General features: G+C 75.6%; 9 protein-coding genes. 5 read left to right on the forward strand and 4 right to left on the reverse strand.

Annotated elements, in window-relative coordinates; all coding sequences use genetic code 11:
* The first annotated feature begins 922 nt into the window (after positions 1-922).
* Both IF83_RS0127420 and IF83_RS35145 read left to right on the forward strand, forming a co-directional pair.
* Positions 923-2,617 (forward strand): CehA/McbA family metallohydrolase, encoded by a 1,695-nt coding sequence (locus IF83_RS0127420; RefSeq protein ID WP_051723473.1) that lies wholly within the window; start codon positions 923-925, stop codon positions 2,615-2,617.
* A gap of 674 nt (positions 2,618-3,291) precedes the next feature.
* The gene (locus IF83_RS35145; protein WP_244177233.1) at positions 3,292-4,401 is read left to right on the forward strand and encodes a DoxX family protein; all 1,110 of its coding nucleotides are present in this window, start codon (positions 3,292-3,294) and stop codon (positions 4,399-4,401) included.
* 26 nt (positions 4,402-4,427) lie between these two features.
* On the opposite strand, the gene IF83_RS0127430 is transcribed toward IF83_RS35145, so the two are convergent.
* Complete coding sequence (locus IF83_RS0127430; protein ID WP_030548713.1) at positions 4,428-5,174, reverse strand: class I SAM-dependent methyltransferase; 747 nt, start codon at positions 5,172-5,174, stop codon at positions 4,428-4,430.
* 411 nt (positions 5,175-5,585) lie between these two features.
* On the opposite strand from IF83_RS0127430, the gene IF83_RS0127435 reads away from it, so the two are divergent.
* The 3 genes from IF83_RS0127435 to IF83_RS33910 all read left to right on the forward strand — a co-directional run bounded on the left by IF83_RS0127435 (position 5,586) and on the right by IF83_RS33910 (position 9,457).
* The gene (locus IF83_RS0127435; protein WP_030548714.1) at positions 5,586-8,543 is read left to right on the forward strand and encodes an AfsR/SARP family transcriptional regulator; all 2,958 of its coding nucleotides are present in this window, start codon (positions 5,586-5,588) and stop codon (positions 8,541-8,543) included.
* A 393-nt stretch (positions 8,544-8,936) separates the two neighbouring features.
* The gene (locus tag IF83_RS33435; protein WP_107046899.1) at positions 8,937-9,095 is read left to right on the forward strand and encodes a sigma-like protein; all 159 of its coding nucleotides are present in this window, start codon (positions 8,937-8,939) and stop codon (positions 9,093-9,095) included.
* 212 nt (positions 9,096-9,307) lie between these two features.
* Positions 9,308-9,457: a hypothetical protein gene (locus tag IF83_RS33910; protein WP_158711120.1), complete on the forward strand. Its 150-nt coding sequence runs from the start codon at positions 9,308-9,310 to the stop codon at positions 9,455-9,457.
* Between the two features lie 81 nt (positions 9,458-9,538).
* Here the strand turns inward: IF83_RS33910 and IF83_RS0127450 are convergent, their stop codons facing one another.
* From IF83_RS0127450 to IF83_RS0127460, 3 genes are all read right to left on the reverse strand, one after another.
* Positions 9,539-10,057, reverse strand: a complete 519-nt coding sequence (locus IF83_RS0127450; protein ID WP_030548716.1) for a hypothetical protein — start codon at positions 10,055-10,057, stop codon at positions 9,539-9,541.
* 247 nt (positions 10,058-10,304) lie between these two features.
* The gene (locus IF83_RS32640; RefSeq protein ID WP_030548718.1) at positions 10,305-13,001 is read right to left on the reverse strand and encodes an outer membrane protein assembly factor BamB family protein; all 2,697 of its coding nucleotides are present in this window, start codon (positions 12,999-13,001) and stop codon (positions 10,305-10,307) included.
* A gap of 447 nt (positions 13,002-13,448) precedes the next feature.
* Positions 13,449-14,249 carry a VOC family protein gene (locus IF83_RS0127460; RefSeq protein ID WP_030548720.1) on the reverse strand — a complete coding sequence of 267 codons (801 nt, stop codon included), beginning with the start codon at positions 14,247-14,249 and terminating at the stop codon, positions 13,449-13,451.
* Positions 14,250-14,383: the final 134 nt, after the last annotated feature.

Genomic DNA, 14,383 nt, shown 5'->3' on the forward strand with positions numbered 1-14,383 from the left:
GGCCCGGGCCCAGCCCGGGGCGGGGCGGGGCGGGGCGGGCTCGGCCCGGGCGGGCACGGCCGGAAGGCGCGCGGGGGCCACTCGGTCGCCAGGTGGGGCTCCGGTGGCGCGGGGCGGCTCGGCCCGGGCGGGCACGGCCCAACGGTGAGCGGGAGCGGCTCGGTCCCCCGGGTGGGACACCGGTGGGACGGAAGCGGCTCGGTGCGGCCGGACCGGGAGTTCAGATTCCCGGGGCCACGGGGCCACGGGGCCACGGGGCCACGGGGCCACGGGGCCACGGGCACAAGCGGAGCACGGACGGGGCCGGGCCGACGGCATCGGCACTCTCCGCCCCCGCGCCGGTCGGCACCCGCACGGCGGCGGGGCCGCGAATCCGAGCCGCGGGCATGGCCGGGCGAAGCGAAGCACGGGCGGAAGCCGGGCACGGGACACCGGGACCTCACCGGAGTGAAAGCAGCCACCGGCTTTGCGTTGGGTGGCTGTTCACGGCTCGCCACCAGGGTCGGGGTCGTGACTTCGGGGCCCCGGATCCGCGATCCTGACGCCCGGGGCACGGGTTCGGAATCCTGACGCCCGGGACACGGGGTACGGGATCCTCCTGACCCGGGCCCGGGGGGCCGGGACGCGGATGTGGTCCGGGCCGCACCGGGGAACGGCCGGTCATCGCGGTCGGCACCCCGCACCGCCCGGTCGTACACGGCACGGTCGTGCCACCGCACCACCGCACCACCGCCCAGCCGAACGCGCACGCCAACGGACGGCCACCCGCACCGCACCGCGCAGCCGCACCGCGCGACCGACCGCACCACACCGCACCGCGCCGCGCACCGCACAGCACCACCGACCGCACCACACCGCATCGCACCGCGCACCGCAGAGCACCACCGACCGCACCACACCGCCGACTTCAGGGGGCATCCGCATGGTGGAGGACGACCGGGACCGGGAGCGCGACAGCAGGGCCCTCGGGCGGCGCGGGCTGCTGCGGGCGTCCGCCGCGACGGGGGCGGCGGCCGCCCTGACGGCGACGGGCGCGGCCGCCCCCGCCTCGGCCGCCGGCGCCCCCGGCGGCACGGGCGCCGGTGCGGCCGGGGACGCCGCGGCCGGGGACGCCACCGGGCAGGGCGGCGCGGAGACGCGCACCGTCCGGGGCCGCCTGGAACCCGGGGCGCCCGACTACGTCTACGTCCCGGTGGAGGTCCCCGAGGGCATTCGCGAACTCGCCGTCTCGTACCGCTACGACAAGCCGTCCGTGCCCGCCGGAACGCCCGGCAACGCCCTCGACATCGGCATCTTCGACGAGCGCGGCACCGCGCCCGGCGGCCGCGGTTTCCGGGGCTGGTCGGGCGGGTTCCGCACGGAGTTCGCGATCAGCGCGGAGCGGGCCACCCCGGGCTATCTGCCCGGTCCCGTGCGGCCGGGCACCTGGCAGGTGGTGCTCGCCCCGTACACCGTCGCCCCGCAGGGCCTGGAGTACGAGGTCACCGTCACGCTGCGGCCCGGTCCGCCGGGCGAGACGCCGCGGCCGGTGTATCCGCCGCGGCGGGCGAAGGGGCGCGGGCGGGCCTGGTACCGCGGCGACTGCCATCTGCACACCGTGTACTCCGACGGCCGGCGCACCCCGGCGGAGGTGGCCGCCGCGGCGCGGGCCGCCGGGCTGGACTTCATCACGACCACCGAGCACAACACCCACTCCGGGCACGCCGCCTGGGAGGGACTGTGGGGCGACGATCTGCTGATCCTGGCCGGTGAGGAGGTCACCACCCGCAACGGCCACGTCCTGGCCCTCGGCATCGAGCCGGGCACCTTCGTCGACTGGCGCTACCGGGCGCGCGACAACGTCTTCGGCCGGTACGCCGCGCGGATCCGGCGGGCCGGCGGCCTGGTGGTGCCCGCCCATCCGCACGCCACCTGTGTCGGCTGCAACTGGAAGTTCGGCTTCGGGGAGGCGGACGCGGTGGAGGTCTGGAACGGCCCGTTCACCCCGGACGACGAGGTGACGATCGCCGCGTGGGACAGTGCCCTCGTCGCCGCCCACGGCCGGGCCCGGCACCTAGGCTCCGGCCGCGCCTCGGATACGGGCCCGCGCCCCGGTCCGCGCCCGGCGCCCGCCGGTCCCGGCTGGCTCCCCGCGATCGGCAACAGCGACGCCCACCGCGAGGGCCAGGACGTGGGCCTGCCGCAGACCGTGGTGCTGGCCGAGGACCTGTCGCGGGAGGCGGTCCTGGACGGCATCCGGGCGGGCCGCTGCTGGATCGCGGAGTCCTCGGAGATCGGCCTGTCCTTCTCCGTGACCGACGGCCGCGGCCGGCACGCGGGCATCGGGGAGCGGCTGCGCGCCGCCCCGGACGCGGAGGTGACCGCCCGGCTGGAGGTCTCGGGCGCTCCCGGCCGCACGGTGCGGCTCATCACCGACCAGGGGCAGCTGTACGCCGCGCACCTGCCGGCCTCCGGCACGGGCACCGTCGAGTGGCGGACCACTCCCGGCTACGCGGCCTATGTACGGGCCGAGGTGCGGCACCCGGCGGCGGACGGCGGAGCCTCCGGGCTCCCGGGCCCGATGGCGGCCATGACCAACCCGGTGTTCCTCGGCGGGGAGCCGGCTTCCCAGCGATGAACGGACGGAGCTTGCCGGCTCGGCCGGTCGCACCGGTTCAGGCTCCTGCGCGGCCGGCCTCCGCGCCCGGCGTCACAGCCACCGCGGGGCCGCGGTACGGGACCGTTGACGGGGCCCCGGGCCGGGACGGGCCCGGCCGCATCCGCCCGGCCGGCAGCCTCTGAGCCCTCTCGCCGGCAGGCCGGTTCGTGCCGTGCGGGCACGCGAACGGATGCGAGGAGACTCCCGGACCGCCGCGCGGCCGGGAGCCGGAGGATGCGCTGCCTCCAGGGCGCGCCCGGGGTTCCTCGCGGGAACAGGCCGCACGGAGGGGGCGGGACGGAGGGCACCGGGCGGAGCGGGCCGCGCGGCGCGAGCCGGGCGGAGCGACGGAGCGAGCCAAACGGAGCGGGCAGGGCAGGGCAGCCCGAGCGCCCCGGCGTCGGGCGGCCGGCCGCGGAGCCGCCACGGGAGCGGCCGGGACCGCCTCCGGCCGGCCGGGGATGAACCGGCCCGGGCCGGTTCCGCACCCTTCGCTCCCGGTACGTCCCGGTGCGCCCCGGTACGTCCCGGACCACTCCCGGCGCGTCCCGGTCCGCTCCCAGCCCGCTCCCAGTCCGTCCCCGTTGCGCCGCGTTCGTCCAAGTGGAGCATTAATGTGCATGACGTGGCCGGGGGCGGGCACCGGGTAGCGCATGAGTGCTCTGCGATGGATCGCCCGCCCCTTGTTGGCCTCCTACTTCGTCTACAGCGGCATCAACACGATGCGCAATCCGGAAGCCGTGGCCCCGGCCGCCGAGACCGTGGTCGGACCGATCACGGAACGCGTCAATCTCCCCCTGGAGAACACCGAGCAGGCCGTACGGATCAACAGCGCGGTCCACATCGGGGCCGGCGTCCTGCTGGGGCTCGGCAAGTTCCCCCGGCTGTCCGCGCTGGCCCTCGCCGGCAGTCTCGTCCCGACGACCCTGGCGGGACACCGCTTCTGGGAGGCCGAGGACCCGGAGGAGCGGGCCAAGCAGCGGATGGACTTCCTGAGGAACGCGTCGCTGCTCGGCGGGCTGCTGGCCGCCGCGGCCGACATCGGCAGCCGGCCCTCGCTGAACTGGCGCGCACAGCACGCCGCCCACACCGCCCGCCGCGAGATGAATCTCGTCCGGCGCACCGCCCTGGCCGCCGGCAAGCGGCCGCGCGTCCGGCGCACGGCTCCGGTGCTGCCGGTGAAGACCCGGGCCAAGGGCACCTCCAAGGCCGCCTCGAAGACCCTGCACGCCGCCACCGCGCCGGTGAAGACCCAGGCCAAGGCCACGTCCGCCGCGGCCTCCAAGGCGGTGCGCGGTACGACCGCCACGGTGAAGCCGCAGGTGAAGGCCGCCTCGAAGGCGGCGTCCACGACCGCCGCCCGCACCGCCGCCGTGGCATCCGGCACGGCTGCACGCACCGCCTCCGCCGCGTCCGGCACGGCCTCGCGCACCGCCTCCGCCGCGTCCGGGAAGCTGAGCGGCGCCGCCGCGGGCCTGAAGGGCCGGCTGAAGGCGGGTGGGAGCACCCGCTCCCCCGGGGTTCCGCGCGGCAGGCGCGGACGCGGACCGCTCCTGTCCCGGACGTCCCGCTCGTCCCGCCCGGGGCTGCCGTCGCTGCCGTCCCGGACGTCCCGCTCGTCCCGCCCGGGGCTGCCGTCGGCGTCCTCCCGCCCGTTCAAGCCGGCGCTGCCGGCGCGGAACGGCCACGGCGGCCGCGACGGCTTCGCCCGGAAGGCCCCGAGCCCACAGGCGCTGCGGAAGCTCATCGGCGCCGGGCGCTGACCCGGGCCCGGACGGACAACCCCGGGTCAGACGCCCCGGCCCGCCGTACCGGCCGACCCGGCAGGCCCTTCGGCACCGGACGGCACCGCACGGACCCAGGTGCCGTCCTCCGTCGCGTACGACTCCACGGCCAGTCCCGCCCCGGCCAGCGCCTCCTCGAACTCCCGCGGGGCCAGCGGGCGGGACAGGAACGTCTGGGTCCAGCGCGCGTCCGGGAAGTCGTACTCGCAGCGGATCGCGTTCACACCGGGGCCGGCCGGCTCGGCCGCGACGACGCGGACGACGCCCCCTCCGGCGAGCCTCCGCTCCCGGGGCACCCGGGTGTGCGCGTCCGCCGGCTCGCGCTGGATCAGCACCACCCCGTCCTCGGCGACATGGCGCCGGCAGGTGCGCAGCAGCCCCTGCCGCACCTCGGGGTCCCCGGCGTGAACCAGGAACGAGGCCAGCATCACCACGCCGAACCGGGCACCCAGGTCCAGGTCCTCGATCGGCGAGCAGACCGTGCGCGCGCCCCGCACCCGCTCCAGCATCTCGGGTGACTCGTCGACGGCCGTGACGGTGAACCCGCGGGCCAGCAGTGCGTGCGTCACCCGGCCCGCGCCGCAGCCCAGTTCGAGGATGTGAGCTCCGGCGGGCACCAGCCGTCCGACGATCTCCGGTTCGTCCCCCACCGGCAGCCGTTCGTAGAGCTCCACCGCGCAGCCGTCCGGGGTGATCGCCCCGGGACCCGTCCCGTCGTATCCCGCACGTCTGCGCCGCCCGGTCTCCGCCATGACGCCATCCCACCCCGGCCGCCGCCGGATGTCGATACGCCGGCCCGTACCGAAAGCGGCGTCCCCGAACCGTCCCCCGGGGGGCGGTCCGGCACCGCGGCATCCGGCCCGGCGATCCAGCGCACCGGCATCCGGCGCCGGTGGCCGGATTCGCACGGTGGCGCCCGGCGCCCGTGTCGACCAGAGTGGGGTAACCGGAAGTTCACCTACCGCTGCCCGCGTACCCGTCATCTCACCCCGGGCCACGGACCGGCCACCGCCTGTGACAGGCTTGCCCGACGATGTGTCAGGTGTACGAACTCCCGGTGCCTGTACGAGCCTTGTGGAGACCTGACGCCTCTACTGACGCCGGAGTCACGAGCAAGGCAAACTGACCTGTGCGCGGGACAACTCTGACAGCAGGGGGCAGCGATGGACGGTGACAGCGGAACGGGCACCCTGCGCTTCACGGTGCTCGGTCCCGTACGGGCATGGCGCGGGGAGGAGCAGCTGTCCGCCGGCTCCCCCCAGCAACGCGCCCTGCTCGCCGCCCTGTTGCTGCGCCGAGGCCGCACCGCCACCGCCGCCGAGCTGGTCGACGCCCTGTGGGGCGAGGAGCCGCCGGACGCGGCCCTCGCCGCCCTGCGCACCTACGCCTCCCGGCTGCGCAAGTCCTTCGGGCCGGAGGCCGGGACCACCCTCGTGAGCGAGTCCGGGGGCTACGCGATCCGGGTCGCCCCCGGCGGTCTCGACCTGGCCGTCGCCGAGGAGTACGCCCAGAAGGCCGAGAAGGCCCGGCACAACGGCGACCGCCGCTCGGCCCGCGATCTGCTGGCCGCCGCCCTCGACCTGTGGGACGGCGAGCCGCTGGCCGGCCTGCCCGGCCCGTACGCCGAGGGGCAGCGGAGCCGCCTCGCGGAGTGGCGGCTCCAGCTCACCGAGTCCCGGATCGACCTGGACCTGGAGGCCGGCCGGCACGCCGAGGTCATCTCCGAGCTGACCGCCCTCACCGCCGAGTACCCGCTGCGCGAACGGCTGCGCGCCCAGCTCATGCTGGCCCTCTACCGCGGCGGCCGGCAGGCCGAGGCGCTCGCCGTCTACGCCGACACGCGCCGGCTGCTCGCCGAGGAGCTGGGCGTCGACCCGTCCGGCGAGCTCCAGGAGCTGCACCAGGGCATCCTGGAGGCCGACGGCGGCCTGGACGCCCCCACGGCGTACGACACCGGAGACTCCGGCGACACCGGCGACACCGGCGGCCGGTCCTCGCGCTCCGTGGTCCGTCCGGCGCAACTGCCCGCCGCGGTATCGGACTTCACCGGTCGTGTCTCCTTCGTCGGCGAGCTGAGCGAGCAGTTGGCGACCGCCGAGGGACGGGTCATGGCGGTCTCCGCCGTCGCGGGCATCGGCGGCGTCGGCAAGACGACCCTGGCCGTGCACGTCGCCCACGCCGCCCGCGAGCGCTTCCCCGACGGCCAGCTGTACGTCGACCTGCAGGGCGCCGGCCCGCGCCCGGCCGAGCCCGAGGCCGTCCTCGGCTCGTTCCTGCGCTCCCTGGGCTGCTCCGACTCCGCCATCCCGAAGTCCCTCGACGAGCGCTCCGCGCTGTACCGCTCGGTGCTGGACGGCCGCCGGGTGCTCGTCCTGCTCGACAACGCCCGCGACGCCGCCCAGGTCCGGCCACTGCTGCCGGGCACCGAGGGCTGCGCCGCGCTGGTCACCAGCCGGGTGCGGATGGTGGACCTGGCCGGGGCGCACTTGGTGGACCTGGACGTGATGAGCCCGGAGGAGGCCCTCCAGCTCTTCACGAAGATCGTCGGTGTGGAACGGGTCGCGGCCGAGCGGGAAGCGGCCCTGGACGTGGTCGCCGCCTGCGGCTTCCTGCCGCTGGCCATCCGCATCGCCGCCTCCCGCCTCGCCTCCCGCCGCACCTGGACGGTCTCCGTCCTCGCCGCGAAGCTGGGCGACGAACGGCGCCGCCTCGACGAGCTCCAGGCCGGCGACCTGGCCGTCAAGGCCACCTTCGAACTCGGCTACAGCCAGCTCGAACCCCAGCAGGCCCGCGCCTTCCGCCTGCTGGGCCTCGCCGACGGCCCGGACATCTCCCTGGCGGCGGCCGCCGCGATGCTGGATCTCGACCCGTACGAGACGGAAGAGCTGCTGGAGTCCCTGGTCGACACCTCGCTGCTCGAATCCGCCGCCCCGGGCCGCTACCGCTTCCACGACCTCGTCCGGCTCTACGCGCGTGCGTGCGCCGAGCGGGACGAACACCCGCCGTCGGAGCGGGAGGCGGCGCTGTCGCGCCTGCTGGACTTCTATCTGGCCACCGCCGCCGAGATGTACGCGCTGGAGCGGCCGGGCGACCGCATCCTCGCCCACGCGGCGCCCACCGCTCACCGCGGTCTGACGTTCGCCGACCGCGACACGGCCCTCGAGTGGCTGTTCTCCGAGGCCCGCTGCCTGCTCGCGTGCGCGCACCAGTCCACGGGCGAGGCCGCGCTGCGGCGCGCCGTGGACCTCCTCATGCTGGCCAAGGACCTCGCCGAGTCGGGTGCGGACTCCCGCGCCTACGAACAGGCGACCGTGGCCCTGCGCGACGCGGCGCGCGCCGCCGGCGACCGGCAGGCGGAGGCGCGGGCGAGCACCGCGCTGACCAACATGTACAGCCTGGCGGGCCGTTTCGCCGAGGCCGAGGAGCAGGCCAGGAACGCCATGGAGACCGGAGCCCTCGTGGGCGACCCGGTGTCCGCCGGCTACGCGCCCAACGACCGCGCGATCATCGCGATCTACGAGAACCGCCACGAGGACGCGGAGGCGTACCTCCAGCAGGCGCTGGACGCCTTCCTCGCCGACGGCAACGAGACCTCGGCGGCCAGCGCGCTCAGCAATCTGTCCCGGACCCATCTCAACACCGGCCGGGTCGACAGCGCCGTGGCGCTCGCCGAACGGGCCGTGGCCATCTACCGCCGGCAGGGCGTGGCCATGCGGCTGGCGAACGGCAAGTACGCCCTCGGCCTCGCCCTGACCCGGGCCGGCCGGTTCGAGCAGGCCCACCGGGAGCTGACCGAGGCGCTCGCCATCTTCCGCACCAGCCGCCAGCGCCTGTGGGAGGGCATGACCCACTTCCGGCTCGCGGAGCTCCAGTTGGCTGCCGGGAAGCCGGGACAGGCGGCCAGCCTCGCCGAACAGGCGCTCGCGGTGCTCCGCGGTGTCGGCGGCGAGTGGCGCAGGGCCAACGCCCTGACGCTGCTGGGCCGGGCCCTCAACGGCATCGGGCAGCACGACCGCGCACGGGTCTGCTGGCAGGAGGCCCTGGGGGTCTACGAGCAGCTCGGTTCTCCCGAGGCCACCGAGGTGCGCGGGCTTCTCCAGCCGCTCGCCCCGGCCGCGTAACCACGGCCCCGGCGACCCGGGGCCGGAGGGCCGCGAGCCCCGGGGCCGTACGGTCACGCGACCACGGGCCCGAGGACCGCTCAACCCGGGCCGGAGAGCCGCGCGATCACGGCCCGGAGGTCCGCGCAACCCGGCCCGGAGGGGCCGCGCGACCACGGGCCGAAGCGCCGCGGCAAGGGTTGCGGCGAGGGTTGCAGCGAACGTTTATCGATCGTTCATCGCTTCCGGCGATGCTTGAGTCATGCCGGATCGCCGCAACGGGGGGCAGGCGGTCCGGTCAGGTAGCGCCACCCCGCACGGGGTGAGCGGCCCTGAGGACCCGTCCGGCAACCGTCGGGGGAGTTGCCGGACGGGTCATTCGGCCCCTGGCTACGGACGAACGGAGTACCTGCCATGACCGTCGAGAAGACGCCGAAGAGCAAGTCGGGCGACCTGAAGCCGCTGGACAACCACGCCACGGGCGGCGGTGACCTCACCCCGCAGGACAACCACGCGACGGGCGGCGACCTCACCACCCAGGACAACCACGCGACGGGTGACGAGAAGGACTAGACGATACCGACGGGGGACCGGGGGATCCGGGGGAACGGCCGCGGCGGCGCGGAGGGGGAGCCGCCGCGGCCGTCGCTTTTCCAGCCACTTTTCCAAGGCGACCGCCTCTTTGGTCATGCTTCGGCAGAATTCAGCCAAGGTCGGAGGATTTCCATCAAGCCGACCCTCCGTGGGGGCAAAAACGCGTTGCCACCCCTGATGAAGGAGAACGAATGACACGCACCAAGAGGCTGCTCATGGCCTGCGCCGCGGCAGCGGCCCTGGCTCTCGCAGCGGCGGCGCCGGCGGCCGCCGACAACCATACGACGGGTGGCCCGGCGACTCCCCAGGACAACCACACCACGGTGTTCCCCACCCAGTAGCACCGGGTCCGTGACCCCATGCGCGAGGGCCGAGCCGCGACGGCTCGGCCCTCGTCGTTGTACCGGCTCGCCGCGGCCGGGTCAGAAGTTGCTGCGGCTCGCGCGCTTCACATGGCACTTGGTGACCTCGGAGCCGTCACCGGAGCCGGTGTACGGCGTGGAGGCGTCGGTCTTCCCCGTCCGCCCCGCCGGCACCGAGAAGTCGTCGACCCGGGCGGTGCCCGCCGTGGTGCCGCTCGTCTCCTGGAAGACGACGGTGATGTCGTACTCGTAGTCCACCGAGCCCGTGCTGTTGTCGACGCTCAGGGTGGCGGTCATGTTCTTGCCGGAGGCGTCGAAGCCGCAGGTGTCGATGGTGATGTCCCGCAGGGCGGAGCGGTTGCCGCCGCTGCCGCCGCTGGTGACCCCGCTGACGCTGCTGCCGCCCGAGGACGAGGAGCCGCTGTCGCCGTACGAACCGCCGCTGCTGCTGTGCGAACCGCTGCTGCCGCTGCTGTTGTCGTCGCAGCCACCGCCGCCGCCCCTGGAGCCGCGCGCTCCGGTCAGGGCGACGATCACGAGTGCGCAGACGGCGACTGCCCGGACATGACGAAGCTGCATGCTTCCAACCCCCGTGTACTGAACCTGGCGTGGCGGCACGGCCGGATCACTGCCGGGACCGCGGGCCGCCTTGATGAGTGCACGCCACGCTAGCAAGGTCCCGGCGGGCGGAGAGACCGATCCCGTCCGGAGGCCGTCACAGCCTTGTCACAGCCGGTGCCGACGCTCAACCGTCCTCCGGACCAGGGGCGTTGACGTCCGGGACGGCGCTCCCCCGGACGCCCGGCCGCGGGCCTCCGCCGCGGACTCAGCGCTGCGGCGCCCTCGCCAGACCCGTGCCCTTCTGGGCGTCCAGCGCGTACACGCAGCGGTCCTTGCTGCAGGCGTAGACGACGCCGTTCACCGCCACCGGCGCCCCGGTGATCTCCCCGCCGGTCGCCAGCTTCCAGCGCAGCGCGCCGCCGCCCGCGTCCAGCGTGTAGAGGCAGTGGTCCGCCGAGCCGAAGTGCACCCGGCCGTCGGCGACGACCGGCGCCCCGATGACCTCGCCCTGCGCCGCGAACCGCCACTTGGGGGCGCCGGTGACCGCGTCGAGCGTGTAGAGGGCGCTGCCGCTGCCCACGTGCAGCGAGCCGTTCGCGGCCAGCACCGGGGCGGTGGACTGCCGGGCCTCGGTGGCGATCCGCCACCGGTCGCGGCCGTCCGCCGCGTCGAGGGCGTAGACGGTGCCGAGGTAGTCGGCGACGTAGACGCCGCCGCCGGTGATCGCCGGGCCCGGCGCGAAGGCGGGCGGGCAGAGGAAGGCCGCGGGCGCCTCGAACCGCCAGCGCACGTCACCCCTGGCGATGTCGACCGCCAGCACGCGCGTACCGGCGCAGATGTAGACGGAGCCGTCGGGCGCGGGCAGCAGCCGCACCGGCACCCCGCCGCAGGAGGCCGCGTCACCGACCGGGTAGGACCACCGCTCGGCGCCGGTACGGGCCTCCAGGGCGCGCAGCCGCGCGTCCGACCACACGTAGACCACACCGTCGTGGATGACCGGCCCGGCCTCCGGGGTCTCGAAGTCGCTCTGCGCGCCGGTCAGTTCCCACAGCCGCTCGCCGCTCGCGGCCTCCCAGGCCTGCACCCCGCCACCGCGGGTGGCGGTGACGACGGTGCCGCGGTCCGTCACGAGCGTGTACGCCCAGCCGTCGGTGGGGGCGCGCCACAGCTCGGTGCCGTTCTTGGCGTCGAGCGCGTAGAGGGTCGGCCCGTCGGAGGCGTGGATGCGGCCGTCGGCCACGTCCATCGACCAGGCGACCTCGCGGGTCTTGAACTGGCGGCGCCCGGTGGCCACGTCGAGGGCGTGCACCTCGAAGGAGGTGACGTACAGCAGGTCGTCGACGACGACCGGGGTGCCCCACACGTCGTTCGACATCCGGAAACGCCAGGGGCGCCAGTGCCCGTCGGCCGCGGCGCGCTCCGGGCCGCCCGGCCCCTGCTGCGGCGGTACGCCGGGAGGCCCGGCGGGCGGGGCGTTCCGCGGGACGGGGGGCGCGGTGACGGGCGGGGCGGGCACCCCGCCCGGCGGCCGCACCCAGCCGGTGGCGGGACCGGCGTCACCCCGCGCCTGCGCGTCGCGCGCGTCGGCGGCGCGGGGGCCCGGCCCGATCGGCACCTGCGAACCGGCGAGCCGTACGCCGCCGTCACCGCCGTGCGCCGCGCCGTCACCGCCGTACGCGGCGGCGTGCCGCCCGGCACCGCCCGGGTGCGCGCCGCCGGGCTGGGCGTGGGAGGACTGGGCGTGGGAGGGCTGGACGTGGGAGGGCTGGGGATGCGCGGCGTGCCCGCCGTCCGGCCGCGCTCCGCGCGGGTCACCGGACACCCGGCTGACGGCCGAGGGCCCGCCCGGGCCGATGGGGACGCCGGCGGCCGGCCGTGCGGCGGGCACGGCCTGCGCCCCCGGTCCGCCGCGCGGGTCGTCCGCGGACGGGGAGCCGGCGCCGGCGGCGCCACCGGCGCCCCGGCCGTCGCCGGACTGCCAGGGGCGCTGCCCGGAGCCGTCCCGCCGGCCCGTACCCCGGCCGTGGTCCCGGGCGCCGCCTCCGGCGCTCGCCGCGGGCGCGGGCCGTCCGCCGCGCCGCTGTTCGATCAGGGAGACGGCCTGCGCGGGCAGCCAGGCCGAGGCGGTGCCGCTGTCGTCGCTGCCGGAGGCGAAGAGGTGCGGCGCGAGCTGCGACTGGAGGTCGGCCGGGCTGGGCCGCCGGTCGATCTCGGTCTGCATGCAGGACTCGATGAGCGGCCGCAGGTCGTCCGGCAGCCCCTCCAGGTCGGGCTCCTCGCGGAGCAGCATGAAGACGGTCTCGACGGGGTTGGCGCCGTGGTACGGCGCGTGGCCGGTGGCGGCGAAGACGAGCATGGAGCCCAGCGAGAAGATGTCACTCGCGCCGGTGACGCTGCGGGAGTCCCGCGCCTGCTCCGGCGACATGTAGGCGGGGGTGCCGACGGCCACGTTCGTCATCGTCAGCCGGGTGTTGGAGGCGCCGGAGGCGATACCGAAGTCGATCACCCGCGGGCCGTCCTCGACGACCAGCACGTTCGAGGGCTTCAGATCGCGGTGCACGAGCCCGGCCCCGTGGATGGACTGCAGGGCCTCCGCCACTCCGGCGGCCAGCCAGCGCACGGCCTGCGTCGGCAGCGGGCCGCACTCCCCCACGATCTCCTCCAGGGAGGGGGCCGGCACATAGGCGGTGGCGAGCCACGGCACGGCCGCGTGCGGATCGGCGTCCACGACCGCCGCCGTGTAGAAGCCGCTGACCGCGCGCGCCGCCTCCACCTCACGGGTGAAACGCACCCGGAACAGCTGGTCCTCGGCGAGCTCCGTGCGCACCGTCTTGATCGCGACGCGCCGGCCGGACGCCGAACGGGCGAGATAGACCAGCCCCATGCCGCCGGCGCCGAGCCGCCCGAGAACCTCGAACGGGCCGATCCGTCTCGGATCGTGCTGCGTCAGCTGCTCCGCCACTTGCCTGCCACCTCCCCGTCAGGGCTCGAAGTCGTCCGGCCCCGTGCAGCGTCTCACCGGGAACGGTCCCGGGGTACGCACCCTGATTCTTCCTGCCGGACGCGGAGGTTGCGAACCCGGGGCCGAATCGGGGTGTCACACCGCGAATCACTGCGTACCGCCGCGCCGTTGCCGGACGGCGCCCCCGTGACGGGTGCCGGTGAGAGGCCGTCGGGCCGCCCGGAACGACACTGTACGCACAGGTCAGCGCGTGACCGGCCGAACGCCCGGGGTTACCGCGGATACGCCCCGGTCCGCCCGGTGGGGACGTGGGCGCGGCCGCCGCCGCGGCCGGGCCGTGGCCACCGCCCCGGCCCGCCGCCCATGGCCCGCCGCCCATGGCCCGCCGCCCATGGCCCGCCGCCCATGGCCCGCCGCCCATGGCCTGCCGGCCACCGGTGACCTTCCTTACGTTTCCGGACCCGCGTCCGGCTCAGCGAGGGCGATGACGGCGAAACTCGCGCCCTGGTCGTCGACGACCGTCGCGATCCTCCCGTACGGGGTGTCCATCGGCCCGAACACGCACCGGCCGCCGAGCCGGTTCACCGTCCGCACCGCCTCGTCACAGTCCGCGACGGCGAAGTACACCAGGAAATAGGGCGGCATCTCGGCCGGGAAACGGCTGTCCATGACGCACCGGCCGCCGATCGCCGTCTCCTCGTTCGCGGGCTCCCCGGCCGGGGACCAGGTGGCGAAGTCGAGGTCGTCACCGGTGTCGATGTCATGGATCCCGTAGCCGAAGACCCGCTCGTAGAAGGGGTCCACGGCTTCCTTGTCCCGGGTGTACATCTCCGTCCACGCGTAGGAGCCGGGCCGGCCCTGCCGCTCGAACCCCCGGTGCTCGCCGGCCTGCCAGAAGCCGAAGACCGCGCCGCCCGGGTCGGCCGCCTGCCCCATCACCCCGGCGTCGCCGACGGGCACGGGTCCCGTGATCACCTGGCCGCCGGCCTCGCGAACCCGGCGGGCGACGGCGGCCGCGTCCGGGGTGGCGAGGTGGATCCCCCAGGTGGTGGGCATCCGGCCGTCCGTCTTCGGGAAGAGGGCGGCGACGGCGTCGCCGTCGAGGTACGCCTGGGTGTAACGGCCGGACCGCTCGTCCGAGGTGCCGAAGGTCCAGCCGAAGAGCTCCCCGTAGAAGCGCTTCCCCGCCTCCAGATCGGGCAGCATGGCGTCCGCCCAGCAGGGCACGCCCTCCGCGAATGACGCCATGATGCCGATACCTCCCATATCAGGCGATCCGCTGTGATATCGCCGGAGTCAGGCTATCCGCGGCCCGCCCGTCACGCCCGGCGGGACGGGCCGGGGACAACGGCGGCGCAAGCAGGGTGGCGGGAAAGCCCGGG

This window comes from Streptomyces albus subsp. albus, assembly GCF_000719865.1.
Classification (GTDB): domain Bacteria; phylum Actinomycetota; class Actinomycetes; order Streptomycetales; family Streptomycetaceae; genus Streptomyces; species Streptomyces albus_E.

Excerpts from the sequence above, each read along its gene's own strand:
- IF83_RS0127420 (WP_051723473.1), top strand. The coding sequence starts at position 923 with ATGGTGGAGGACGACCGGGACCGGGAGCGCGACAGCAGGGCCCTCGGG.
- IF83_RS35145 (WP_244177233.1), top strand. The coding sequence starts at position 3,292 with ATGAGTGCTCTGCGATGGATCGCCCGCCCCTTGTTGGCCTCCTACTTC.
- IF83_RS0127430 (WP_030548713.1), bottom strand. The coding sequence starts at position 5,174 with ATGGCGGAGACCGGGCGGCGCAGACGTGCGGGATACGACGGGACGGGT.
- IF83_RS0127435 (WP_030548714.1), top strand. The coding sequence starts at position 5,586 with ATGGACGGTGACAGCGGAACGGGCACCCTGCGCTTCACGGTGCTCGGT.
- IF83_RS33435 (WP_107046899.1), top strand. The coding sequence starts at position 8,937 with ATGACCGTCGAGAAGACGCCGAAGAGCAAGTCGGGCGACCTGAAGCCG.
- IF83_RS33910 (WP_158711120.1), top strand. The coding sequence starts at position 9,308 with ATGACACGCACCAAGAGGCTGCTCATGGCCTGCGCCGCGGCAGCGGCC.
- IF83_RS0127450 (WP_030548716.1), bottom strand. The coding sequence starts at position 10,057 with ATGCAGCTTCGTCATGTCCGGGCAGTCGCCGTCTGCGCACTCGTGATC.
- IF83_RS0127460 (WP_030548720.1), bottom strand. The coding sequence starts at position 14,249 with ATGGCGTCATTCGCGGAGGGCGTGCCCTGCTGGGCGGACGCCATGCTG.